Below are 23,772 nucleotides of genomic sequence, written 5' to 3'. Positions count from 1 at the left end.
GTCTTTTTTCAAAAGGATATAAATGTAATAAAAAAAACGAGAGGAATCCACTCGTTTTTAAGCAATTTTTGCCGGCAGTAATATATTAAAGGTTGTGCCTTTGTTTGGCTCACTTTCAACAAATACTTTACCATTATGGCTTTCGATAATCTTAAAGCTAACCATTAATCCTAAACCATTCCCGTTCTTCTTGGTGGTGAAAAACGGTTCTCCGAGCTTTTTCAATTTTTCCTTCGGTATCCCAACCCCTGAATCCTGAATCGAGATTTGCACATTATTATCCTGGATAAATGTTTTAACGTGCAGGTCCCCGCCATTTGGCATTGCTTCAATTCCGTTTTTAATGAAATTGAGAAAGACCTGCTTTAAGCGGTTTTCATCACATTCAATTTGGATAATTTCGTGGGTACAGTCAAATGACAAGCGCACATTCTTCTTACGCGCTTCAAATTCAAGTAGAGAAACAACTGTTTGAATCACAGGAACGACATTCTTTTCTTCTAATTCGACTGCCTTTGGTTTGGCTAATACCATAAAGTCCTCAACAATCGTATTAACGCGCTCAATTTCGTCAAGAATGATGTTCAAAAACTCCTGCCGCTCCGGGTCTTTTTCATCAAGCTGTAAGAATTCCGTATAACCTTTCATTGAAGTAAGCGGATTGCGGATTTCATGGGCGACACCTGCTGCCAATTGTCCAACGGCGGCAAGCTTATCCTGGCGGTGCAGGACCTCCTCTGTTTTTTTCCGCTCCGTAATGTCATTACGGATGGCTAAATATTGGTACGGCCTTCCTTGTTCATTTAAAAAGGGAACAATTGTTGTGTCCACCCAATAATACGTCCCATCCTTTGCCTTATTTCTAATTTCTCCTTTCCACACATTTCCCTCACCAATCGTTTTCCAGAGGTTTTTGAAAAAGTCTTTTGAGTGGTAATTTGAATTGAGGATATTATGGTCCCTTCCCAGTATTTCTTCACGACTATACTTGGAAATTTCACAGAACTTATCGTTAACACTGGTAATCTTTCCTCTTGCATCCGTAAAGGCTACTATCGAGGATTGATCAAGGGCAAATTTAATATCAATATTATCTTTAATTGTTTCCTTTAGGTGCTCCTCTGCCCTTTTTCGGTCAGAGATATCTGACCGAATCGCAATATATTGGATTGGTTTCCCTTTTTTATTCAAAAAAGGAACAATCGTGGTATCAACCCAATAAAATGAGCCATCCTTTGCTTTATTACGGATTTCTCCGCGCCAAATCTTTCCCGATTGGATTGTTGTCCATAGATTTTTAAAGAATTCCTTTGAATGATAGCCTGAATTTAAAATGCGATGATTCATTCCGATAATTTCTTCTTGTTTATACTTTGAAATCTCTTCGAATTTATCATTAACATACACGATTATTCCACTTGGATCTGTAATGGCAACAATTGTTGACGCATCAAGCGCTGCCTTAATGTCTTTTAAATTTGTATCTGTCGCTGCTAACTGCTTACTAATTAATGTACTTGAGACAATGAGTCCACCAATAATTAATACTGAAATAAATAGGACCAAATAAATAAAGAACGGACTTTCGGTGTTTGACTCTTGTAATAGCTCACTTGTCGTAACTGTTGCCCTTTTTAACAAGAAATGTCCTTCGGCGATTGCAGCTGACATGATAATGGCACTAATAGGTTTTAACCAAACCTGATGACTTTGATTGTAGCTTTTTGAAGAAAATAGAATCCATAAAGAAAATAAAAATGATCCGGCGATTAACAACCCCGAAAAAGTAAATAATGGTATATTGTAGGTTACATTTAAGTTCATCGCATAAAGTCCAATTACTTGAATCGCAATAACGGCAAACGTTAAAAATAAACTGCCGCCGAGTAAATGGTAAAATCGAATCACTTTACCATAAAACGGAAGGAAAGCCATTCCTGTAAAAGCCACACCAATAAAAATGGAAAGAATCGTTAGTGGTATGTGATAGCTGGCAAATCGGTTTGTATCGGCTGATATCAATCCCATAAAATTCATTACCCATATTCCAATTCCCATTGAGAATGTACCACCAAGAAACAATAGCCGTTTATTTTGGTCGGATGTTCTAATTAAGGTAAACATGTCTAATGCTGTATACGATGCCATGATGGTTAACCCGATAGCAATGATAATAAAATAAGGATGAAAAGCTCCTAACAATGCATTCATTATCCAGCATCCCCCATTTTCAAATCTGTTTCTACTATGATTGTAATGTAAAGGAGTATGTTATGGAAGTATAAAATCAATAGGAAAGGCAAATTTACTATAAAACTAAAAAATATATTCATTTAAATCACCCTTATCGGTTTTTGTGATAAAAGACTTATTTTTTAAAATTATTTGGATTTTTTAAAAAACAGTCTACACATTTTCGCTTTTTTTGTTTATACTGTACTATAACAAGCGTGATTAAAATAAACTGTATTAACAAAGGGGGATTTTATTATGTTAATGAGTCCGGTTGAATTTTTCAGAAACTTGCCAAAGAAGGAATGTCCAGAATGTGGTCAACACATCATGGAGGAACAAGCAGAAAGCTATTTAATGGAATGCGATCGCTGTTTATCAAAACGAGAAGAATAGGATTTGAAAATTCTCTCCAGGTAATGGAGAGTTTTTTCATGTTATTTCCGTTTTGGATAGGATTAGGCAGGGATAATCTTTGCTTTGGAAACAAAAACTTTAATTAAGGAGATGATGGGAATGGCGAAAAAGGAAGATTATTTAACAACGGCTCCAAGAGAACCTCAAATGACGATAAATAATGGCGCTATTTTTCCTAATTTAAAAAATATTGCCGGGGATTCAGTGGATGAACATAAATACCTTGAAGAAGCGAATACCATAATTGCAGGCGATGAAATTGGGCAACAGAACGAAAATCTTTAGTAGTTTGGTTCCTACGGGAAATAAAAAAAGACTGTCCAATTTCCTGTGACAGTCTTCTGCATTATCCCGTTATTAAATTTTCGGAAGCTCTCTTATTTCATGCGTCATTTCATTGCCGCACATCGGGCAAAGTAAGTCATCTGCAACAAAATCCTTTCTCATCCACCCGATACATGAATGGTCCATACACGAATAAATTTCAGTATCCACCATTATTACTTCAATTTCTTCTTCTTTACGTTTACCATAAAAAATGAGAACCGCCTCCTTTTTCATAGTATGTCCAAAAAGTCCCTTTTCATTTCGGAAAACATTTTAACTTTGGAGGAATTATAAAATGAAAAGTCAAAAAAGATATACCGTTGTAGGAACTGACATTGAAGAGGTCAAACAGCTAAATAGCCAGTCTGGTTTAAGCTATAATGAAGTAAAAGAGTTGCTTGCAAAACAATATATGAAACAGAAATAAAAAAAGCTGGAACTTCTTCACAAAAGTTCCAGCTTGCACTTTTTATTCATTATAGTCGATCGTAATATTTTCCTCATGTCCCTTGGAAAGAAGTTTGCTTTTCTTGCGGTTTTCTTTAGTTTGGAAAATAATATCGAAATCATAATCGTCAGGGTAAAGCTCATTTGCCGCGATATATAGCTTAATCCTCTTATAGTTGATTAAAGCTTTCTCCCCCTTAATCTGAACCAGATAATTCCCATGGGAATCAGGACCGGAATAGACAATCCCAAACTCGTTTGTTGGCGAGATTTTTACATTGTCACCCTGTTGAAAAATTGACACTTTCACCTCGGTTTTGTTTGTGTCCCTTTTTCGGTCCTTGTATTTATTGACCGTCACTTGTTTTTCTAATTCCTTCAATTTCCACGTATCTGTTACTTCCGTTGTATACTGCTTCTCTTCCTTATAGGTAATGTGATGGGCCCTCTCAATGATTTTCGGGTGAATCCCAAGCTTTAGAGCGATGGCAAATGCCTGACTATCCCCGCCTCTTCCAATATTTAAACGATAGGTTGGACTAAGTGTATTTAAATCAAATTCCATCGAACCATTTATAAATCCGTGATGTGTTTCGGCGAACTCCTTAATCTCACTATAATGTGTCGTGGCCAGGATAGCGGCTCCTTTTTCATAAAGGGTTTCCAGTATCGCTGTCGCCAGTCCCATTCCTTCCCCGGGATCCGTTCCAGACCCAAGTTCATCTAATAAAACCAATGTCCGGTTAGTAGTATCCTGCAAGATTCCAATAATATTGACAATTCTTGAACTGAACGTACTTAAATTTTCTGCTATACTCTGTCCGTCCCCGATATCCACTAGTATCTTCTCAAAGATACAAAGTGTACTTTGTTTGGCTGCAGGAATATGAAGACCGCACTGGACCATTAAGGTTAATAGACCGACGGTTTTAATTGTTACCGTTTTTCCGCCCGTATTCGGACCGGTAATGACTAATGCCTGACGCTCCCTACCCAACCGGAGTGACAACGGCACCGCTTTTCCTCCTAAAAGCGGATGCCTTGCTTGAATCAAATTAATTTCATCGGTTTCATTGATACTCACCATAGAGCCATTAATAGACCGACAATACTTTGCTTTTGCAAACAAAAAGTCATAGTGGATCATTGTTTCCATTGCTAGGTGGATCTGAGGTTCTTTTTCCTCAACTAAACCGGTCAAGAAACTTAAAACCTTTTGCTCTTCCATTTCTTCATCGGCAATGGCCCACGTTAACTGGTCCTGGTAAATGGCAATTTCTTCTGGCTCGATAAATAAGGTGGAACCGGAAGCCGAAGTATCTAAAACTGTTCCTTTTAGTTTATTGCGATATTCCTTCTTAATCGGAATCACATAGCGCCCATTTCTCTGGCTGACTACATTTTCCTGTAAATACGTTTTATATTTATTCGAGCGAATCAGCTGGAGCGTTTTTTCTTTCAACCGTTCCTCATGAATCGCTATTTGCTTCCTTATTTTTAATAGCTCCTTGCTTGCATAATCATCTACCCTGCCGTTTCTAATACAGCGGATAATTTCACTTGCTAACTCAGGTAATTCATCAATTGCATCTATATAGGCAGACACGCTTGGAGCGTAGTAAGCTTTATCCTTCATAAAACGGCGCATCTTGCCACAGCAATCCAAAAAATCATAAAATTTTGTCAACTGGTCTGGTCTAAGCACAGCACCCTTATTCATTTTCCCTATCAGCTGTTCCATCCCGTCAAGCCCATGAACAGGAACACTCGCACTCTTTTTCAATATCTCAACCGCCTCAGAAACTTCATCAAGCCACGCTTCGATTTGCCTTTTATTGGTAGAAGGTGTCAGGCATCCGATTTTTGCTTTGCCCTCTTTTGTCAATGCGTATTGGGCAATTTGTTCTTTAATTTGGTTGAATTCTAAAGTGTTAATGGTTTGCAGGTTCAATTTATTTTCCTCCTAAAATTAAAAATAGCCGCAATGAACAATGTCATTGCGGCTAAAGGATATGAGTGGATTCACTCATTTTTCATACTCAAATATTACCAAAATAAAAACTGTCTACACGAGTGTACACAGCTACATTGGTAAAAGGATGTATGCTTATGCTTGCCCATTGTTCTTAACCTCATTCCATGGCTAAATAAGCACCCGTTCGTGTTTAAAAAAACGAGGCTAACCGGAATGAACCTATCCAATTGGTTGGATTAGTTAAGAACGACACCTAACATAAAACAAACTCCCTTATTAAGAAAAATTAAATTCTTCTAAAGAATATGATATTTGGAACCATTTGTCAATATCAAAATCTAAACCTCAATTAAAACAATAAAGGAATGAGATATGGGATGATAAACGACGTGAATACTGCCGCAATCCCCATCGCCGCACCTGAAACTGCCCCTTGAATCTCTCCTTCTTTTATAGCCTCTGCAGTACCAATTCCATGGGCAATCGTACCAATAGACAGCCCGCGGGCAAATGGATGATCAACCTTAAACATGTTCAAGAGCTTTGCTCCAAACATCGCGCCAATCATTCCAGTTATAATCACATAGGCAGCGATTAACGAGATATTTCCATGAATGATCTTCCCTATTTCCGTTGCAACCGGAACAGTAACCGATTTTACGGTTAAAGCAAGCGTAAAAGCTTTCGAAAATTGAAAGCATTTTGCTAATAGAATGGCCGATGTTATTGTGGTCACAATCCCGATTGATATCCCCATAATGGCTGCGCCAAAGTATTTAGCAAACAAAAGCCGATTTTTGTAAATGGGAACTGCTAAAGCAACCGTTGCTGGACCAAGCAAATAGGTCATGATGTTTTTTGCAGGAATGTATTCATCATAAGAAACATTTGACATAACTAAAAAAATGATAATGATGACCGTGCTAATAAATACCGGACTTGTTAACGGAGAAGAATATTTCGCTGCTAGGAAACGTGCAAAATAATAGACTGACACAGTTAAGAGAATACTATAAAGCGTGATCATGATAGTTCACTTTTTCCTTTTCTTTTTTCATAATAACGGCTTGCGTTGCTTTTCCCGCTGATAAAAGACCAATAAATGCACTAATGATAAGAACAAACAGGAAGGATATGCCTTTAGTTACAAAGACTGGCCCTAGTGTCATTAATCCTACCGAAATCGGAATAAAGAAAAAGCCTAGATGCTTTAGCAGCCAGCCAGCCGCCATTTCTATCTGGTCAATCTTAATGATACCCATCCAAAGCAAGAAGAAAAGAATAATAATACCGATGACGTTACCAGGGATCGGCAAATGGAAAATCCGTACTGTAAGATTGCCAATTTGATAAATACCAATAAGTATCAAAATTTGTATCGAAAATTTCCCCATCTTTCTTATCATGTTTAACACCTAACTTTCCAAAATTACAACCAATAATAAGTATAAATGAATGACAAATCAGAATCATTATGTTTGTTCACAGAATATCCATATCCTTTTTTAAAAAACTTCTTTATCTTAATGGTAGGAGGGAATGTTATGAAAAAAATCTATCTCATTTGCTGTCTTGCCGTGTTTTGCGGTATTGCCGGAGGAATTTCTTTCTTTCTCATTCGGGATGCAAATGCGGCCATACCAGCAAATGTCAGCTTAATTAACCAAAATGGCGAATCCTATAATTTTGGTAAAGATAAGACCAAAGTAAAGCTAATAGAATTTATTTATACCCATTGTCCAGACATTTGTCCAACTACCACACAAAAGATGGTGGACTTGAAAAAGGATTTAGTAAAAAGTGGCGTTTTCGGTAAGGATATTGAATTTATCACGATAACAATTGACCCCTATCGTGATACCCCGGAGATTCTTCAAGTGTATATGAAAGGGTTCGGAATTAACAATGACAATCATTGGATGTTTTTAACGGGGGAAAAGAAAAATATTAAAAGGGATCAAAACAATATTAACCAGGTAACGGATGCCTTGCAATTTCAATACAAGGACCCGGGAAACGGACAGTTCGTCCATTCCACGTTTATTTATTTAGTGGATCAAAACAATAAATTTACTGCGAAATTTCCAATGGGAAAAGGCTTTAATAAACAAGAGGTCTATGACAAAATCATGAAGAGAATTAGATAAATAAAAAAAAGCGGTTAGTCCCTTGGATCAATCGCTTTTTATTACCGATTTTTCTTATTTAATTCACTGATGAAGGAAATTTTTTAATTTGCTGTAAAGATAATAGGTAATTGGACTTTGGTTTGGTTAGACTCGCTTTAATACCTGCTTTTTTTAACTTGTTAACGAGTTCAGTAAGCTGTTTTTTTGCCATACTTCTCACCCTCTTTAAGACTTCTTAAAAACAATTCTACAACAAATTTATGAATAAAGTGTGAAAATGGAAAAAATTTTTTAGAAAATTTTCTTACTAAAATCATACACTTAAAAATGGCATTCGCTCTTCTTCTATTTTCATGGTATAATATATGGCAATATGGTTTTTTGGAGGATGTTTTAAATATGATTACCGTTAGTAATGTAGGTTTACGATATGGAGACCGCAAGCTATTTGAAGATGTAAACATTAAATTTACACCTGGGAACTGCTACGGCCTTATTGGCGCAAACGGCGCCGGAAAATCAACTTTTTTGAAAATATTATCTGGAGAAATCGAAGCACAAACCGGAACTGTTCAACTTGGACCAAATGAACGGATGGCTGTGTTAAAACAGAACCATTTTGAATACGAGGAAGTTGAAGTACTAAAAACCGTTATTATGGGTCATGCGAGACTCTATGAAGTCATGCAGGAAAAAGACGCGATTTACATGAAGGAAAACTTTACGGATGAGGATGGCATGAAAGCGGCCGAGCTCGAAGGTGAGTTTGCTGAATTAAATGGCTGGGAAGCTGAACCAGAGGCTGCCATTCTATTAAAAGGTCTCGGAATTGGTGAAGACCTTCACGATAAAAAAATGGCCGATCTATCAGGCTCAGAAAAAGTGAAAGTTTTGCTTGCCCAGGCTTTATTCGGCAGACCAGATGTACTGCTGCTAGACGAGCCGACAAACCACTTGGACATCAAAGCGATTCAATGGCTTGAGGATTTCTTAATTAATTTCGAAAATACTGTTATCGTTGTTTCCCATGATCGTCATTTCCTTAATAAGGTTTGTACGCACATCGCTGATTTGGACTTTGGAAAAATTCAAGTCTATGTAGGAAACTATGATTTTTGGTATGAATCGAGCCAATTAGCCACAAGAATGGCATCAGACGCGAACAAAAAGAAAGAAGAAAAAATAAAGGAACTTCAAGCCTTTATTGCCCGCTTTAGCGCGAATGCTTCTAAGTCAAAACAAGCAACTTCCCGTAAGAAATTGTTAGATAAAATAACACTTGATGATATAAGACCTTCCTCACGCAGGTATCCTTTTGTTGGGTTTACTCCAGATCGTGAAATAGGAAACGATTTATTAAGAGTGGATGGGTTAACAAAAACAATTGACGGTGTGAAGGTCCTTGATAATATTAGTTTTACTATGAATAAGGGTGACAAAATTGCCCTTGTCGGGACAAATGAGCTGGCCAAGACGACTCTTTTCAAGATTTTAATGGGTGAAATGGAAGCAGATGCCGGAACTTTCAAATGGGGAATTACAACTACACAGGCTTATTTCCCTAAAGATAACTCCGAGTATTTCGAAAATAGCGACCTCAACCTTGTCGATTGGCTTCGCCAATTTTCTCCAAAGGATGATAGCGAAAGCTTCTTAAGGGGATTCTTAGGAAGAATGCTCTTCTCCGGGGAAGAAGTATTGAAGAAAGCAAGCGTCCTCTCAGGGGGAGAAAAAGTTCGCTGCATGCTCTCTAAAATGATGCTAAACGGTGCCAATGTGTTACTGCTGGATGAGCCGACAAACCATCTGGACTTAGAATCGATTACCGCTCTCAATAACGGATTAATCAATTTTAAAGGCTCATTACTGTTCGCTTCACACGATCATCAATTCATTCAAACCATAGCTAACCGCGTGTTTGAATTAACGCCAAATGGCTTAGTGGATAAGCAAATGTCATATGATGAATATCTTGAAAATGCGGATGTTCAAAAACAAGTTGCAGAAATGTATCAATAAAAAGAAAAGAAAAAGGCACCCGGATTTCAATCCTAGGGTGCCTTTTTTGTTAGTATCTTTTTTGTTTTTTTCTAGATGACGGTTCTGCTCTTGCACCTGTTTCGGTTGTTGTTGTTCCTTGGCCTTCCACTTGCGCAGAATTTAGCCCGATTGTCGATGCGTCTTTTTTACGCTTTCCCATATGCCCACCTCCTCTATTAGCTTTTGGAAGATTATCTCTTTTATACAGAATATTTACCTGAAACTTTGGCATGATAATCTAGAGGAGGAGGTGTTTTGTATGGCAAAAGTTGGAGTGGAACAATCTCTTACAAATATTCAGCAGGCATTAAGGGAAAAGGGTTATGATGTAGTAGAACTAAAACAGGAAACAGATGCGCAAAATTGTGATTGCTGCGTGATTACCGGTCTGGATTCTAACATGATGGGAATGCAGGATACCTTCACAAAAGGCTCTGTTATTGATGCAAATGGGATGTCCGCAGATGAAGTATGTCAACAAGTGGAGAGCAGGCTGCAATAATTTTTTCAAAAGACTAAAGAACTTCCACTTTAGTCTTTTTTTGCTTTTATATTCACCTTCGGTCCTTTTTCTGAAAAAGGCTCTTGCTTTTTTTCGCTTCGATTGTTTTCCCCTTTTTCTTCTTCCTCTAAATTAGGGGTATATTCACTGCCATATGTTGCCCCAATGTTTAATTTGCCTGATAATTCTTTTATTCCCAGCTGGCCAAAATTATTATTGAGCTCGTATTTATCCACTATGATTTTTTCAATATTAATTTTTTCGATGATTATCGGCGGATCCTTGGTTTTGATTATTTTTTCTGTAGGAATTTGCTCTTGGAAGCTTTGCAAAGTACTTTTTATCTCCATTATATTGATTTCCAAGGAAGACAATTTTTTCTTTAATTCCTTTTCATATTCATTTTTCCGGAATCTCAGGAATAAATTTTTTAATGACATGCTCACAAACGCTCCCTTACTTTATACCATACTTCATTTATATGGGAAAAACAGCTTAACATGTCCACTATAAAAAGGAGACGGTTAATTTAGCTAGTCGATGGGAATGATTTCTCCTTTTTCAATCGTGCGATGATAACTTACAAACAATAAGCCGTTCCAAAATTTGGCGTTAAGCTGATTGGGACGGACGGTATCAGGTAATTTAATTTGACGCTGGAATTCGCCATAAAACCTTTCAGAATAGGTGATTTTAAATTGTGGATGGATTGGCAGGGCCGTGCCTTTAATGGTTAGGATATCGCCGTTGAGCCCTAATTCAATATTCTCTTTCTTAACCCCTGGAAGCTCCACCATGACCATCACTTCATGCTCACTTTCTAACACATCGAAAATCGGGAATGTCCGTGAATTTTTCTCTTCTCGAACTGGCCCCCCCTCAACGTTTGAAAAAGGCGTTTTAAATTGTTGGTCATTCATAAATTGCTTGGTGAACTCTTGGTCAAATATATTACTCCAGAAATCCCCGCCATTCATATTCTTGGCAACATCCATCCATTGTTTTAATTTTTCCATATCCAACTATCCACACCCCCTTCGTCCCTTTAAAAGGGTACGTAACAACAATGTAAACTATTTTTATCTGCCTACTTCCATATTACTAAACTGGTTTGTATTTTAATCCTTATATCCCTCTTCTTCATAAACGTTCAAGAAACGCATATATTTAAAAGCAAGAAAAAGGAGGCGATGAAATGCCCGCTCCAGCTCCATATATTAATATTAATATATTTATGATTAAAATTAATTCCTTCGAAAATGCTTCTGCAGTAAATATTGGTCAAAATCTTTTAGCTGACTGGCATAATTATGATAAAAAAAATCAGGGCTTTGGGCAAAATTCAGCTGATCATAGTGATTTTTTCGGAACACGAAGCTTTGTTGATGACAGAGATCAAATTGATTCTCCTGCCTCCTTCGACTCTCGTCCTTTTAACTTTGAAAAGATGTAAGGAAAAAAAGCCGCGGAAAGAGGATTCTTTCCACGGCTTTTTAAAATTTTCTATTAATCTTTTTTCGGATACCTATTAAGATTCCTATAAACGCGATAATCATAAACCCCAAAATAACATTTACCTGGAGTACCGGTTGTTCACTTTCTTTTGGTTTTTCAATCTTCTTAGCAGCTACCTTAGGCTTAGGCGGTTCGTAATATTTTAATTGGATTGACTGGATCACTTGACCATTTTTATTTTCTATCGACAACATTCCGTTGCTATCTATGTTTTTAATGCATCCGTCGACTGACTCTGTAATAATGGTGTCGTTTTCAGGATAAAATTCTTTATTATCCTCTTTAAAAATTTCCCCTTGCTTAATTGTTGCCTGCTGAAAAGCTTTAAATCCATAATCAAACAAAAGAGCCGTGTCATCATATTTATCTCTTTTTTGCTCAGACTTCAGGACAACAGCAGTTAACCTTATTTTCCCATTATTAGCGGTCGTTGCCAAGGTTTGTTTCGCTTCTGTTGTATAGCCTGTTTTCCCGCCGGTAATACCATCGTAAGGCAATTCGCCTTTCAACATCCGGTGATGGGTGAAGAGCGTCGTTTTCCATGACTGCCCTTCCCACTCAAGCCTTTTTGTTCCAAAAATTTCATAAAAAACAGGGTTCTTAATGGCATAATTCGTCATTAAAGCCATGTCCATTGCGGTTGTATAATGATTTTGATCAAACAAACCATTAGGATTGATGAAATGGGTATTTTTCACTCCAATCGTTGATTTAAGATATTCATTAAGATTTTCTGCAAAATGTTCTACAGTTCCGTCCATATACTCAGCAATTGCCACTGCCGCATCATTTCCGGAGTTAATTAGCATCCCTTGGATTAGCTTCTTTAACGGGACCTGTTCCCCTTCATTCAAATATACCCTGGTTCCATCTTGATTTACTGCATTAGCACTGACGGTAACGATACTGTCTAAATTCCCTTTTTCAATCGCATAAATGGCGGTAGCGATTTTGGTAAGACTTGCCGGGTACATTTTTTCTTCAGCATTTTTTGCATAGAGCACAGCACCAGTATCTGAATCCAGCAAGACAGCGCCTTCACTTTTTAGAGCTAATTGCTGATTTTCTGCTGCATTGGCACTTAATTGATTCGTAAACAGCAGGAGTACAACCATGAGAAAAGAGACAAATTTATTCACTATTTAACACCCTTTTATGTTTAATTCCTCTTTGATTTTACCAGATTTTTTGGAAAAATAAATAGTTTTCCCTAAAGTTTGGTGCAAAGTGGGAATAATACGGGACAAAAAGCCGGTTGGAGGAATATTCCCAACCGGCGGTAATCTAAGCTCTTCTTTTCGAAATTAATAAGGTAATTTGTGTCATTATGAGGGGTAACGAAGTTTTTCGTCTGTAAGCTAAATATTTCGGTTCCCAAATATTTGTATATTTGGCTTTAAATTTTCTCAAGCTTTGAAAGTGGTAAATAAAGTGACCGTGCAAGAAAATTTGCGCCGCAATCTTTTCGCTTAAGAAAGAAAATCTTGATAGTCCAACATTTGCCAGCGGTGCCATCCCCATATTAAATCGTTGATAACCCTGATCCTTTGCCCAATCAATTAAAGAAAGGAAAAGAAAATCGATTGTTCCTGTTTCTGCTGCTGGCCTAAACCTCATTAAATCAACTGAAATTGTTTGATAATCATCATACACAAACATAATGCTCATAAAGCCCATAATCCGGTTCTGATCATCTTTTACAAGTGCAATCGGCGCTTTATTTAAATAGTCGCGATCAAAGAATCCCAATGAAAACCCCTTCTCTTTTCTCCCCTGAAGCCAATCATTTGAAACTTCTTCTAGTTCTGCTAAGAGTTCATCTGTAAAAGGAGGTTGCAACAATTCAAAATAAAAATGTTCACGATTAAATTTATTTTTTATCGCTCTTAGACTTTTCATTTTGTTTCCTGAGAGTGAAAAGTTCTTAAGATCGACAAATGCTTCTTCACCCAATTTAAAAAACGCAAAGCCATGTCCGTGTAGATAAGGAAGCATCGCATCACTGACTTGGTAAAAAACAGGCGTAAATCCGTGTAAGTCCGCGATTTCCTGAAATTCATCGATTGCGTTAGAGATTTCGTTTTGCTCACCAATGGGATCTCCTAGAATAACAAGCTTGTCTGCGTATTGCTGAAAAGGGATTAAAACATTTTTCTTGCAATTCCAAAAGATATATTTGTCATGCAGGAAAATCAAATGGGATAAAACCTTCCCTTGATACTTCGTTAAATGGGTGAAGATTTCCTTTTCACGTCCCCGCGATTTCTCAAATTTCCATTTTTTACGAAAGCTGATCAAATAGCCTGTAACAATAATTAATGACGCGATCACCAATCCAATGAAGGCACTCGTAAATAAATCACGATAATCGACAATCACATAAGGTAACAATTTTTGTGGAATTGTTAATTTTGCTATCGGTAAATTTAAATACCCTATTAAAATGTACATCGATGTGATAATCAAAATGACTGTAAAATCAAAAATGGTCTTTCCCCATGTAAGAACATAACTTTCTCGATAGAATTGTCCCTTTGAAGCCCGAAGGATTAGCGCTACAATAATTAAAAAAATAGCTTCCTCATAATCTATTCCTTTAAAAATAGAGAATAACGCCGCAAGAATTAACGCGAACATTGTCAATTCATATGCCCTTTTAACACTGTATTCAATTCCGCGGGATAAACCCAACAGTAAAAATCCAGCCGCCACCGACAGTTGGTGGGAAACATTAATAATTGGCAGTGATAATAGTTCTTGAGCTACCTTTAGCCTGGACATGATACCTGGTACACTTGCAGATAAAAGCAGGATTAATCCTGATAAAAAAACGAGCATTGTTAATAGGACATGGCTCAATCTTTGGATAATCGCTTTCGGCAAATAATTCCATGACTGGTTCCATTTTTTCCAATATAGTTTTACAAAAAACACAAGACTGATAAGAAAAGGGATGAAATAATAACCGATTCGGTAAAACAATAGAAGCACTAATACTTTTTCTTCAGGTATATGTAAATCCTGCATGCCCCAGATAAAAACTAAATCGAACGACCCAAGTCCGCCAGGGATCATACTAATAATACCGGCACATGCTGCCACAATATATACAGGAAAAAGATTCTTAAAAGAGATTGGGATGCCCAAAATCCTGCTTAAAGCATAAATAGCTATAAAAACTGCCAGCCATTCTACAATAGAAACGATAACAAGCTCAATACTGACATTAGCCGTAATCAAGGACTGATTTTTTTTTGACTTATAGGTATGGATAACTAAAAAAATCGGCAGATAAAGTCCCACGCCTAACACGGCAAAATAGAGCCACTTCACATCAGCAAACAATGGAAAGTGCCGGAATCCAATCGTTACAATCCAGGTAAGCGCTGAAATCCCTGTTAAATAAAAAAGTGAAACCGAGGCAATGATCCCAAGCAGCCTTCGTTTATCCTGTTCAAGTTTGTGAAAAAAGTAGGTTCTCAGCATGGCGCCAATCAGACCGCCAAAACCGATTAAATTGGAAAAAGAATTAGCAATAAACGATTGTTCTAATAGCTCTCTTTTCGGAACCCTTAATTTCAAAATGCGGATTAAAATAACATCGTATAGCAGCATTGGTAATACCGCAACAAAGGTAATCGCTAATATAAGCAATAAAATCCAGAAGTTCAGTTGATTGATCTCATCTTTAAGCAACTGTACATTCAAATCCCCGGTAAACTTTTTGATTTCTATGATTGCAAAGATTAATAAAAACAATGGAAAAATGATTTTTGCTGCTTTTAATATTTTTTCTTTTCTAATCCCCAACAAGATAACCACCTATTTTTTCATTCCTGATTTAAATATAAACTTTTCGCTAGGAAAAACAAAGAAATATATTCGTTTAAACGCCATTTCGTTATTCTCATTGTAGACATTTTCTTAGATGTTCAACCTCTGCAATCTATGAAACCAACATGCGGTGTTCCTTTTTTTGCGCTTATGCAAATTAAAATTTTAAAAAATAGACAAGTTTCCTAACCTACTCTGCATAAGTATTAATTAGGACAAATTGATGAGGGGGTTTTTGGGTGAAATTCTTGGTCTTAAAAAAAGAAACATTGCTTTTCTTTCTAGCGGTAGTAGTTGTACTTGCCAGTATTTCAGCATGGTTTATGTTAAAAGCAGGTGATTCTACGGTATTTAATCAACAATCAGATAAGGATATCCGTGAGATTCATATGGTTACAGTAGAATTCAAAACGAAAATGAAAAATGGCAAGGAATTAGAGGTATATCGATGGGATCCTGGATCAATCTCTATGAAACAGGGTGAAAAAGTGAATTTGTTTATTAGCGGAATTAACGGAGAAAAACATCCTTTCTATATTGAAGGCACAAAAATTAAGGGAACTGTAAAAAAGGGTGAGGAAACCATAGTTCCACTTCAATTCAATAAAGCAGGTACTTACCGGATAATTTGTGAGGCACATTCAGATCGATCGCATAATGGTCCGATGGTTGCTGATATTGTAGTCAATTAAAAGCAGGGGCAGTATTCCTGCTTTTTTCAATGTTCAAAGTCTACTGTTTCATAGGTTTTCACTGTTAATATGTTGAAATTATCGACTTCTCCTTATATAACAGGTTATCTATTTTATCTATTTTTTATAGTACAGTTTTAATTCGAACTAGGAAAAGTTCATAGAATAGTCACATCCAAACCTCTAAAAACACTTAAACACCAACACTTCACAATATCTTAACAATTACCCCCTATTTTATGCCCCACACTTCAAAATTTACCTGTTATACTGTGTTTAAGGTAAAAATATCTCATCTGTTATATTTTTTTAAAAAAACTTACGAGGTGAAAAATAATGAAAGCATGGTATGGATTTATTATTGGGACTTGGTCCAAGGAAGTTAACGTTCGCGATTTTATCTTAAAAAACTACACTCCATTTGAGGGAGATGACTCCTTCTTAGCTGGTCCTACAGACGCTACAAACAAACTTTGGGAGCAAGTAATGGAACTTACTAAGCAGGAACGTGAAAATGGCGGTGTCCTCGATATGGATACTGAAACGGTTTCTACGATTACTTCCCATGGACCAGGATATCTTAATGAAGAATTGGAAAAGGTCGTTGGTGTTCAAACGGACAAACCATTTAATCGGTCGATGCAGCCTTTCGGTGGGATTCGGATGGCTAAGGCAGCCTGCGAAGCGTACGGTTACGAATTAAACCCTGAAATCGAAAGAATTTTTACTGAGTTCCGAAAAACTCACAATCAAGGTGTATTTGATGCTTATACAGACGATATGATGCTTGCTCGTAAAGCCGCTATCATTACCGGACTTCCAGATGCCTATGGCCGTGGCCGGATTATCGGCGATTATCGTCGGGTTGCTTTATATGGTGTCGATTTCTTAATCAAAGAAAAACAACAGGATTATCGAAATACAAGCAAAGTTATGTCAGAAGAAAATATCCGGTTACGCGAGGAGATGGCTGAACAACTTCGCGCACTTAAAGAATTGAAAGAGCTTGGCACAAGCTATGGATTTGATATTTCACGCCCTGCTGAAACGGCCCAAGAGGCATTTCAATGGTTATACTTAGGTTATTTAGCAGCGATCAAAGAGCAAAACGGCGCCGCAATGAGCCTTGGACGTGTATCTACCTTCCTTGACATTTATATCGAAAGAGATTTGCAAAATGGTACATTAACTGAAGCGGAAGCACAAGAAATTGTCGACCACTTTGTCATGAAGCTGCGCCTTGTGAAATTCGCCCGAACACCGGATTATAATGAATTATTTAGCGGCGACCCAACATGGGTAACAGAATCAATTGGCGGAATGTCTTTGGATGGACGTGCTCTTGTTACCAAGAACTCATTCCGTTTCCTTCATACATTAGATAATTTAGGACCTGCACCAGAACCAAACTTAACTGTTCTATGGTCGCCGCAGCTGCCTGAAAACTTTAAAAAATACTGTGCGAATATGTCGATTAAAACAAGTTCGATTCAATACGAAAATGACGATATTATGCGCCCTGAATATGGCGATGATTACGGAATTGCCTGCTGTGTATCCGCAATGGAGATCGGTAAGCAAATGCAGTTCTTCGGTGCTCGTGCAAACCTTGCCAAAGCCCTTCTCTACGCTATCAACGGCGGCGTCGATGAAAAGTTAAAGATTCAGGTTGGTCCACAATATCAGCCAATTACAAAAGAAGTATTGAATTATGAGGAAGTCATGGAAAAATTTGATCAAATGATGGAATGGCTTGCAGGTCTCTACATTAACACCTTGAACGTCATCCATTATATGCACGATAAATACAGCTATGAAAGAATTGAGATGGCTCTGCATGATACAGAAATACTTCGTACAATGGCAACAGGAATTGCCGGCTTAAGCGTTGTCGCTGATTCCCTTAGTGCAATTAAATATGGTGAAGTAAAAGTGATTCGTGATGAAAATGGTTTGGCTGTAGATTTTGAAACAGCCGGTGACTATCCTAAATACGGCAACAATGATGACCGTGTTGACAGCATCGCCGTAGAAATTGTTGAAACCTTCATGAAAAAATTACGCAAACATGGAACGTATCGCAATTCTGTTCACACATTATCAGTATTAACCATCACTTCAAACGTTGTTTATGGTAAGAAAACCGGTAATACGCCTGATGGCCGCCGCGCCGGAGAGCCGTTTGCACCAGGTGCAAACCCAATGCATGGCCGTGATACGAAAGGAACATTAGCTTCCCTATCTTCTGTTGCTAAACTTCCTTACAGCTTTTGCTTGGATGGTATATCCAATACTTTCTCGATCGTCCCTAAGGCGCTGGGCAAAGAAGAAAAGACACAAATTCGCAACTTAGTCTCCATCTTGGATGGCTATGCCATAAAAACTGGACATCACCTTAACGTAAACGTCTTTAATCGAGAAACATTAATTGATGCAATGGAACATCCTGAACAATATCCACAATTAACAATTCGTGTTTCTGGCTATGCAGTAAACTTTATTAAACTAACAAAAGAACAGCAGCTTGACGTCATCAACAGAACTTTCCATGAATCATTGTAAATAGCAGTTTAAGAAGGGGCCCTTTTTCGAGGAGCTCCCTTCCGATAAATGAAAGGGGAATATCATCATGAACGGAAATATTCATTCCATAGAAACATTAGGGACAGTCGACGGACCAGGGATTCGTTATATTGTTTTTACACAAGGCTGCCTTTTACGCTGCCAGTTTTGCCATAATGCAGATACCTGGGAAATCGGCTCGGGAAAACAAATGACCGTTTCCGAAATCATGAATGATTTGATGAGCTATCTCCCTTTCATTCAAGCTTCTAAAGGCGGGATTACGGTAAGCGGCGGTGAACCGTTATTGCAAATACCTTTTCTGATTGAATTATTTAAAGAATGTAAACGAAAAGGGATTCATACAACCATTGATTCTTCAGGGGGCTGTTTCTCTCACTCTAAGCTTTTCATTGAGCAGCTTGAGGAACTCTTGCAGTACACTGACCTAATCCTGCTTGATTTAAAACATATCAACCGTAAAAAGCATATCCAACTAACCGGAATGGCAAATGATCATATCCTTGAATTTGCAAATTTTTTATCAGATCGACATATACCAATTTGGGTCCGTCATGTATTGGTGCCAACTGTAAGCGATGATCCTGAAGACCTGCAAAAGCTGGGTGAATTCATTGGAACGCTGGAAAATGTCGAAAAGATTGAGATTCTCCCCTATCACAAACTTGGGGTCTATAAATGGGAAGCACTTGGTCTTGAATATCCATTAAAGGATGTCGAGCCGCCATCTGAAGATAAAGTGGAATTCGCTTATCACATGCTGACTGCACATTGGAATAAGCCAATACTAGAAAAATAACGTTATTTAATGAACACCGCTTCCAAATGGAACCGGTGTTGCTGTTTATCGATGCCTATTTCACTTTTAGTAAAGTTTTCAAACACTGGTATTTTGCTATAGTTTAAATTGATTATTTAGCTATTCTCCTATATACTCATATCATTGGTTACACAAATGAGGTGATAATTTTTGTTTCAGTTACTTATCGATCATTCGGATATTAATACCCTGAATGCTCTTTATATCAGTATTTACTTTGGTTTAATACTGAAATTTTTATTGGCATGGGGTGTGGAATATTCATTTATTGGCTCCATATCAAATCCTGCGAACACAAAAATTATTCATCCATTGTTTTTTTATAAGAAAAAAAGCTGTTTAAATGGCAGTTTTATTCTCATTAGAATTGTAAAATTTATTCGCAAAAAAGAATATTCTCAAGATGATTCCGAAGAACCTATTTCCTTCCTTCTTACTTAACAATTTATACACATTTTAGGAGGAAATATGAAAACAAAACGTTCTTCACTTATACTAATCGCTCTTTTATCGTTAACAACCTTATTGCTTTCTGGATGCTCTTCACAAGATCCCAGCGGGACAAACGGAAATTTTTTCCACGATTTCCTTGTTCACCCGTTATGGATTTTCATTAGAACTGTTGCTGAATTATTTAACGGAAGCTATGGGTTAGCTATTATCCTTGTGACAGTAATAATCAGACTTATCTTAATGCCATTAATGCTAAAACAGTATAAAAACCAAATGGGCATGAAAGAGAAAATGGATGTTCTAAAGCCTGAAATGGATGCTATTCAAAAGAAAATGAAGTCCGAAAAAGATCCAAAGAAAAAGCAAGAGCTTCAAGCTGAAATGATGGGTTTGTATAAAAAGCATGGTGTAAATCCATTAAATATGGGCTGTTTACCACTGCTGATTCAAATGCCAATTCTAACTGCCTTCTATTATGCGATTCGCGGATCTCAAGAGATTGCACACCATAAATTCTTATGGTTTAGCCTTGGACATCCTGATATAGTGATTACCATAATTGCCGGGATTATTTATTATTTTCAATTTAAGGTTTCACAATCTAATATGCCAACAGCACAGCAGCAGCAAATGAAGTACATGGGTTTGCTTTCTCCATTAATGATTGTCATGTTTTCATTTAGCGCTCCAGCAGCCCTGCCGCTTTATTGGGTAGTGGGTGGAATATTCTTGACTGTTCAAACACTGATAAGCAGAAAACTTTATCAAACGAAAAAACCGGAAGTAATACCGGTGAAGCAAAAATAAATGGACAAAAAAGAAGCGCAATTTGAGCGCTTCTTTTTATTTTCTTCTTCCAATTATGAGGCCGCAAAGGGCAAATCATTTTAACAACCATTTTTATTTTTTTCCATTTTGTTTGTAAGGATAGTTTAATTCAAATTTGGAATCCTAATGTTGTACCACTAAGACAAAAGGAGTGTTAAAACAACATGAAAAAAAGTTTATTCGTCATATCAACCCTCATCTTTAGTCTTTATTTATCCGGTTGCGCACGGAATAATGTAAATGATAATGTTGCTCGCAACCGGATTGCAACAGAACCGACTAGGGTAAATTACACCAACCCTAATTATCCCGGCGGACCTGCGGTAACGGGTATTGATACAAGTGACACAAGACTTGATCGGAATATGGATCGTACCAATGTAAGAAATGTACGTAATGATCGAAACAACGTTGGAAACAATCAATCAAAAATGAGAGTGGCTGACAAGGCAGCAGATAAGGTAGCGGATTTACCTGAAGTGGACCGAGCAAATGTCATCGTTACCGAAAATAACGCTTACGTTGCTGCTAGGTTGGACCGTTCATCTCGAAATGAAATGACATCAACTATTGAAGATAAAATTTCCCGTGCAGTTAAATCAGTCGATCGGGATATTGACAATGTTTATGTATCCGTTAACCCAGATTTCTATGATCGAATGAATAACTATGCAGGCGATATTCGCAATGGCAGACCAATCTCCGGATTCTTTAACCAGTTTACTGATACCATCCGCAGGGTGTTTCCTAACGCAAGATAACGGCAAATTTAATTTAAAAAATGCCTGGCTGTTTTAGCCAGGCATTTTTTGGGTTTAGGCGTCTTGGAAATATTCTTTGTAAAAGCCGCCAATTTTTCCGGTATTGTCGATAAGGTAATAAAACTCTTCTGTTTCATTTTTCACATCATAGTAATTCCCTGCCGTTAAGGTATTACTGACAAGATATTTTTTTGCATCCGTATGAACACATTTTACTTTCTTAACTGTTTCCCGATCACGCCAAGATAAATGAATCATTACTGCCACCGTTCCTTTCGGTCATTGTCCAATTATTAGTATAATCAATTGGAGCAATGCAGCGCAACAATATCGTTTTCTTCGACTTTTGAAATCGTTTTAATTTTTGACACTTTCTACAGATTGTTCCCTAAGGCGGAATTTCTGGATTTTCCCAGATGCAGTCATTGGATAGGAATCAGTAAAATTTATGTAACGCGGAATTTTATGTTTGGAAATCTTCCCTTTACAATATTCCTGAATTTCTTCTACAGTGGCCGATTCCCCCTCTTTTAAAATAATCCAAGCCATTACCTCCTCCCCATAAACTTCATTCGGAACACCAACTATCTGGATATCAAGAATTTTTGGATAGGAATAGAGAAATTCTTCAATTTCACGCGGATAAATATTTTCCCCTCCCCTGATAATCATATCTTTCAGGCGACCGGTAATTTTGCAATAGCCATTTTCGTCCATTACAGCTAAATCGCCTGTATGGAGCCAGCCGTCTTTATCGATGGCTTCCTTTGTGGCCTCAGGATTTTTATAATACCCCTTCATAACATGGTAACCTTTTGTACATAACTCTCCCTGTATGCCCCGAACTACTTCCTTGCTCGTCCCAGGCTCAACAATTTTCACTTCAACATTCGGAAGTGCCTTACCTACCGTTTCAACACGTAATTCAATCGGGTCATCAGTTCTTGTTTGTGTGATAACTGGTGATGATTCTGTTTGCCCATATGCGATTGTTATTTCGGCGGCTCCCATCTTTTCGATAACTGCTTTCATCACCTCTATTGGACAATTCGATCCCGCCATAATTCCTGTCCTAAGCGTGGATAAATCATACTTTTCAAAATCAGGATCATTTAATTCGGCTATGAACATCGTAGGAACGCCGTGAAGCCCTGTACATTTTTCATCCTGAACGGTTTGCAAAACTCTTTTTGGATTGAATTCTTGAACCGGAACCATTGTGGCACCAACAGATACACAGGCCATGGTTCCGAGAACACAGCCGAAGCAATGGAAAAACGGTACAGGAATACAAAGCCTGTCCTCTGTTTTCAGCTCCATACAGCCTGCAATATTAAATCCATTATTGACAATATTGTTATGGGTGAGCATTACTCCTTTTGGGAACCCGGTTGTTCCTGAGGTGTACTGCATATTTATGACATCCTCCGGGTCGAGAGTTGTCATTCGTTCATTTAATTCCTCATCTGTAACGGTTTCGCCAAGTTTTAAAATGTCATCCCAGCAATAGGTTCCCGGATATTTTTGATCCCCAAGGACGATGACATTTTTTAAAAAGGGCAAACGGCTGCTTTTCAATTTACCAGGCTCAGCATCTTTTAATTCCGGTACAATCTCATTGAGCATCTCGATATAAGATGAATCTTTCCAGGTATCCATTAATATGATTGTGGTGGCATCTGATTGCTCTAACAGATATTCCAGTTCAGCTGTGCGATAATTCGTGTTCACTGTCACAAGGACTGCCCCCATCTTCCCGGTCGCAAATTGGGTGATTAGCCATTCTGGCGTATTTGTCGACCAAGCTGCAAGATGTTCTCCTTTATCAATTCCTAATTTGATAAAACCTTTTGCGGCCCTGCGGCAAATATCATCAAATTCACGATAAGTTAGGCGTAAATTACGGTCTGAATAAATCACCGCTTCATGATATGGATGCAAATCTGCCTTTTTTTCTAATAATTCACCAATCGTAACATTCAATAAAGTCGACAAACTCTTCCCCCCTAGTCATTATAAAATGAAACGCTGTCAAAATTATGTTACCATACTTATAAGAATATTCAATATTTTTAAAATATAATTTCACTTTGTGGAAAATGTGTGAATCCTTTTTTAATTATTGGCTGTGTTAAAGAACATTGTTGATTTTGAGCACAATGTTGATTGGAGTGGAAGGCGCGAGACTCCTGCGGGAGCAGCGGGACAGGTGAGACC

General features: G+C 37.6%; 24 protein-coding genes. 12 read left to right on the top strand and 12 right to left on the bottom strand.

Going from position 1 to position 23,772, the window contains the following annotated elements; translation table 11 throughout:
* Positions 1-57 precede the first annotated feature (57 nt).
* Complete coding sequence (locus tag ACFVSW_RS24000; RefSeq protein WP_387319142.1) at positions 58-2,211, bottom strand: PAS domain S-box protein; 2,154 nt, start codon at positions 2,209-2,211, stop codon at positions 58-60.
* A 279-nt stretch (positions 2,212-2,490) separates the two neighbouring features.
* Between ACFVSW_RS24000 and yhfH the strand changes: the two genes are divergently transcribed.
* Both yhfH and ACFVSW_RS23990 read left to right on the top strand, forming a co-directional pair.
* Positions 2,491-2,628 carry a protein YhfH gene (yhfH, locus tag ACFVSW_RS23995; protein ID WP_007086707.1) on the top strand — a complete coding sequence of 46 codons (138 nt, stop codon included), beginning with the start codon at positions 2,491-2,493 and terminating at the stop codon, positions 2,626-2,628.
* A 120-nt stretch (positions 2,629-2,748) separates the two neighbouring features.
* A complete protein-coding gene (locus ACFVSW_RS23990; RefSeq protein ID WP_387319141.1) occupies positions 2,749-2,934 on the top strand; it encodes a hypothetical protein in 186 nt (61 codons plus the stop codon).
* Positions 2,935-3,006: 72 nt separating this feature from the next.
* On the opposite strand, the gene ACFVSW_RS23985 is transcribed toward ACFVSW_RS23990, so the two are convergent.
* Entirely contained in the window at positions 3,007-3,210 is a 204-nt protein-coding gene (locus ACFVSW_RS23985; protein ID WP_024029740.1) for a cold-inducible protein YdjO-related protein, read from the bottom strand.
* Positions 3,211-3,271: 61 nt separating this feature from the next.
* On the opposite strand from ACFVSW_RS23985, the gene ACFVSW_RS23980 reads away from it, so the two are divergent.
* On the top strand, positions 3,272-3,403 hold the full coding sequence (locus tag ACFVSW_RS23980) for a hypothetical protein (RefSeq protein ID WP_387319139.1): 132 nt from the start codon (positions 3,272-3,274) through the stop codon (positions 3,401-3,403).
* Positions 3,404-3,445: 42 nt separating this feature from the next.
* Here ACFVSW_RS23980 and ACFVSW_RS23975 read toward each other — a convergent pair whose 3' ends face one another.
* The 3 genes from ACFVSW_RS23975 to ACFVSW_RS23965 form a co-directional block, all read right to left on the bottom strand.
* Positions 3,446-5,374: an endonuclease MutS2 gene (locus ACFVSW_RS23975; RefSeq protein WP_387319138.1), complete on the bottom strand. Its 1,929-nt coding sequence runs from the start codon at positions 5,372-5,374 to the stop codon at positions 3,446-3,448.
* Between the two features lie 373 nt (positions 5,375-5,747).
* Positions 5,748-6,425: an LrgB family protein gene (locus ACFVSW_RS23970; protein ID WP_387319137.1), complete on the bottom strand. Its 678-nt coding sequence runs from the start codon at positions 6,423-6,425 to the stop codon at positions 5,748-5,750.
* Complete coding sequence (locus ACFVSW_RS23965; RefSeq protein WP_387319136.1) at positions 6,409-6,804, bottom strand: CidA/LrgA family protein; 396 nt, start codon at positions 6,802-6,804, stop codon at positions 6,409-6,411. Before ACFVSW_RS23965 ends, ACFVSW_RS23970 begins: the two co-directional genes overlap by 17 nt.
* A 138-nt stretch (positions 6,805-6,942) precedes the next feature.
* Between ACFVSW_RS23965 and ACFVSW_RS23960 the strand changes: the two genes are divergently transcribed.
* Complete coding sequence (locus ACFVSW_RS23960) at positions 6,943-7,545, top strand: SCO family protein (protein WP_387319135.1); 603 nt, start codon at positions 6,943-6,945, stop codon at positions 7,543-7,545.
* 381 nt (positions 7,546-7,926) lie between these two features.
* Complete coding sequence (locus ACFVSW_RS23955) at positions 7,927-9,546, top strand: ABC-F family ATP-binding cassette domain-containing protein (protein ID WP_387319134.1); 1,620 nt, start codon at positions 7,927-7,929, stop codon at positions 9,544-9,546.
* A gap of 49 nt (positions 9,547-9,595) precedes the next feature.
* Here ACFVSW_RS23955 and ACFVSW_RS23950 read toward each other — a convergent pair whose 3' ends face one another.
* A complete protein-coding gene (locus tag ACFVSW_RS23950; protein ID WP_387319133.1) occupies positions 9,596-9,727 on the bottom strand; it encodes a YuzL family protein in 132 nt (43 codons plus the stop codon).
* A gap of 99 nt (positions 9,728-9,826) precedes the next feature.
* Here ACFVSW_RS23950 and ACFVSW_RS23945 point away from each other — a divergent pair, with 99 nt between their 5' ends.
* Positions 9,827-10,069 carry a YkuS family protein gene (locus tag ACFVSW_RS23945; protein WP_387319132.1) on the top strand — a complete coding sequence of 81 codons (243 nt, stop codon included), beginning with the start codon at positions 9,827-9,829 and terminating at the stop codon, positions 10,067-10,069.
* A 29-nt stretch (positions 10,070-10,098) separates the two neighbouring features.
* On the opposite strand, the gene ACFVSW_RS23940 is transcribed toward ACFVSW_RS23945, so the two are convergent.
* Both ACFVSW_RS23940 and ACFVSW_RS23935 read right to left on the bottom strand, forming a co-directional pair.
* Positions 10,099-10,509, bottom strand: coding sequence for a hypothetical protein (locus ACFVSW_RS23940; RefSeq protein WP_387319131.1), 411 nt, complete (start codon positions 10,507-10,509; stop codon positions 10,099-10,101).
* Between the two features lie 93 nt (positions 10,510-10,602).
* Complete coding sequence (locus ACFVSW_RS23935; RefSeq protein ID WP_387319198.1) at positions 10,603-11,085, bottom strand: Hsp20/alpha crystallin family protein; 483 nt, start codon at positions 11,083-11,085, stop codon at positions 10,603-10,605.
* Positions 11,086-11,264: 179 nt separating this feature from the next.
* Here ACFVSW_RS23935 and ACFVSW_RS23930 point away from each other — a divergent pair, with 179 nt between their 5' ends.
* Positions 11,265-11,522 carry a hypothetical protein gene (locus ACFVSW_RS23930; RefSeq protein ID WP_387319130.1) on the top strand — a complete coding sequence of 86 codons (258 nt, stop codon included), beginning with the start codon at positions 11,265-11,267 and terminating at the stop codon, positions 11,520-11,522.
* 40 nt (positions 11,523-11,562) lie between these two features.
* Here ACFVSW_RS23930 and ACFVSW_RS23925 read toward each other — a convergent pair whose 3' ends face one another.
* Together ACFVSW_RS23925 and mprF are read right to left on the bottom strand one after the other, a co-directional pair.
* On the bottom strand, positions 11,563-12,723 hold the full coding sequence (locus ACFVSW_RS23925) for a D-alanyl-D-alanine carboxypeptidase family protein (protein WP_387319129.1): 1,161 nt from the start codon (positions 12,721-12,723) through the stop codon (positions 11,563-11,565).
* 145 nt (positions 12,724-12,868) lie between these two features.
* Entirely contained in the window at positions 12,869-15,394 is a 2,526-nt protein-coding gene (gene mprF, locus ACFVSW_RS23920; RefSeq protein ID WP_387319128.1) for a bifunctional lysylphosphatidylglycerol flippase/synthetase MprF, read from the bottom strand.
* A 263-nt stretch (positions 15,395-15,657) separates the two neighbouring features.
* Here mprF and ACFVSW_RS23915 point away from each other — a divergent pair, with 263 nt between their 5' ends.
* The 5 genes from ACFVSW_RS23915 to ACFVSW_RS23895 all read left to right on the top strand — a co-directional run bounded on the left by ACFVSW_RS23915 (position 15,658) and on the right by ACFVSW_RS23895 (position 21,555).
* Positions 15,658-16,110 (top strand): cupredoxin domain-containing protein, encoded by a 453-nt coding sequence (locus ACFVSW_RS23915; protein ID WP_387319127.1) that lies wholly within the window; start codon positions 15,658-15,660, stop codon positions 16,108-16,110.
* A gap of 336 nt (positions 16,111-16,446) precedes the next feature.
* Positions 16,447-18,672, top strand: a complete 2,226-nt coding sequence (gene pflB, locus ACFVSW_RS23910; RefSeq protein ID WP_387319125.1) for a formate C-acetyltransferase — start codon at positions 16,447-16,449, stop codon at positions 18,670-18,672.
* A 67-nt stretch (positions 18,673-18,739) separates the two neighbouring features.
* Complete coding sequence (gene pflA, locus ACFVSW_RS23905; protein ID WP_387319124.1) at positions 18,740-19,492, top strand: pyruvate formate-lyase-activating protein; 753 nt, start codon at positions 18,740-18,742, stop codon at positions 19,490-19,492.
* Between the two features lie 489 nt (positions 19,493-19,981).
* Positions 19,982-20,773: a membrane protein insertase YidC gene (gene yidC / locus ACFVSW_RS23900; RefSeq protein WP_387319123.1), complete on the top strand. Its 792-nt coding sequence runs from the start codon at positions 19,982-19,984 to the stop codon at positions 20,771-20,773.
* A 185-nt stretch (positions 20,774-20,958) separates the two neighbouring features.
* Positions 20,959-21,555 carry a YhcN/YlaJ family sporulation lipoprotein gene (locus tag ACFVSW_RS23895; protein ID WP_387319122.1) on the top strand — a complete coding sequence of 199 codons (597 nt, stop codon included), beginning with the start codon at positions 20,959-20,961 and terminating at the stop codon, positions 21,553-21,555.
* A gap of 54 nt (positions 21,556-21,609) precedes the next feature.
* Here ACFVSW_RS23895 and ACFVSW_RS23890 read toward each other — a convergent pair whose 3' ends face one another.
* Positions 21,610-21,813, bottom strand: coding sequence for a DUF6501 family protein (locus ACFVSW_RS23890; RefSeq protein ID WP_387319121.1), 204 nt, complete (start codon positions 21,811-21,813; stop codon positions 21,610-21,612).
* A 99-nt stretch (positions 21,814-21,912) separates the two neighbouring features.
* Entirely contained in the window at positions 21,913-23,550 is a 1,638-nt protein-coding gene (locus tag ACFVSW_RS23885) for an AMP-binding protein (RefSeq protein ID WP_387319120.1), read from the bottom strand.
* Between the last annotated feature and the right edge of the window lie 222 nt (positions 23,551-23,772).

Origin of the sequence: Neobacillus sp. NPDC058068, assembly GCF_042885335.1 — a bacterium.
In the GTDB taxonomy this organism is placed as follows: Bacteria; Bacillota; Bacilli; order Bacillales; family Cytobacillaceae; genus Neobacillus.
Note: the sequence above shows the minus strand (reverse complement) of the source record. Positions and strands in the feature narration are given on the sequence as shown.

Excerpts from the sequence above, each read along its gene's own strand:
- ACFVSW_RS24000 (WP_387319142.1), bottom strand. The coding sequence starts at position 2,211 with ATGAATGCATTGTTAGGAGCTTTTCATCCTTATTTTATTATCATTGCT.
- yhfH (WP_007086707.1), top strand. The coding sequence starts at position 2,491 with ATGTTAATGAGTCCGGTTGAATTTTTCAGAAACTTGCCAAAGAAGGAA.
- ACFVSW_RS23990 (WP_387319141.1), top strand. The coding sequence starts at position 2,749 with ATGGCGAAAAAGGAAGATTATTTAACAACGGCTCCAAGAGAACCTCAA.
- ACFVSW_RS23985 (WP_024029740.1), bottom strand. The coding sequence starts at position 3,210 with ATGAAAAAGGAGGCGGTTCTCATTTTTTATGGTAAACGTAAAGAAGAA.
- ACFVSW_RS23980 (WP_387319139.1), top strand. The coding sequence starts at position 3,272 with ATGAAAAGTCAAAAAAGATATACCGTTGTAGGAACTGACATTGAAGAG.
- ACFVSW_RS23970 (WP_387319137.1), bottom strand. The coding sequence starts at position 6,425 with ATGATCACGCTTTATAGTATTCTCTTAACTGTGTCAGTCTATTATTTT.
- ACFVSW_RS23965 (WP_387319136.1), bottom strand. The coding sequence starts at position 6,804 with ATGATAAGAAAGATGGGGAAATTTTCGATACAAATTTTGATACTTATT.
- ACFVSW_RS23960 (WP_387319135.1), top strand. The coding sequence starts at position 6,943 with ATGAAAAAAATCTATCTCATTTGCTGTCTTGCCGTGTTTTGCGGTATT.
- ACFVSW_RS23955 (WP_387319134.1), top strand. The coding sequence starts at position 7,927 with ATGATTACCGTTAGTAATGTAGGTTTACGATATGGAGACCGCAAGCTA.
- ACFVSW_RS23950 (WP_387319133.1), bottom strand. The coding sequence starts at position 9,727 with ATGGGAAAGCGTAAAAAAGACGCATCGACAATCGGGCTAAATTCTGCG.
- ACFVSW_RS23945 (WP_387319132.1), top strand. The coding sequence starts at position 9,827 with ATGGCAAAAGTTGGAGTGGAACAATCTCTTACAAATATTCAGCAGGCA.
- ACFVSW_RS23940 (WP_387319131.1), bottom strand. The coding sequence starts at position 10,509 with ATGTCATTAAAAAATTTATTCCTGAGATTCCGGAAAAATGAATATGAA.
- ACFVSW_RS23935 (WP_387319198.1), bottom strand. The coding sequence starts at position 11,085 with ATGGAAAAATTAAAACAATGGATGGATGTTGCCAAGAATATGAATGGC.
- ACFVSW_RS23930 (WP_387319130.1), top strand. The coding sequence starts at position 11,265 with ATGCCCGCTCCAGCTCCATATATTAATATTAATATATTTATGATTAAA.
- pflB (WP_387319125.1), top strand. The coding sequence starts at position 16,447 with ATGAAAGCATGGTATGGATTTATTATTGGGACTTGGTCCAAGGAAGTT.
- pflA (WP_387319124.1), top strand. The coding sequence starts at position 18,740 with ATGAACGGAAATATTCATTCCATAGAAACATTAGGGACAGTCGACGGA.
- yidC (WP_387319123.1), top strand. The coding sequence starts at position 19,982 with ATGAAAACAAAACGTTCTTCACTTATACTAATCGCTCTTTTATCGTTA.
- ACFVSW_RS23895 (WP_387319122.1), top strand. The coding sequence starts at position 20,959 with ATGAAAAAAAGTTTATTCGTCATATCAACCCTCATCTTTAGTCTTTAT.
- ACFVSW_RS23890 (WP_387319121.1), bottom strand. The coding sequence starts at position 21,813 with ATGATTCATTTATCTTGGCGTGATCGGGAAACAGTTAAGAAAGTAAAA.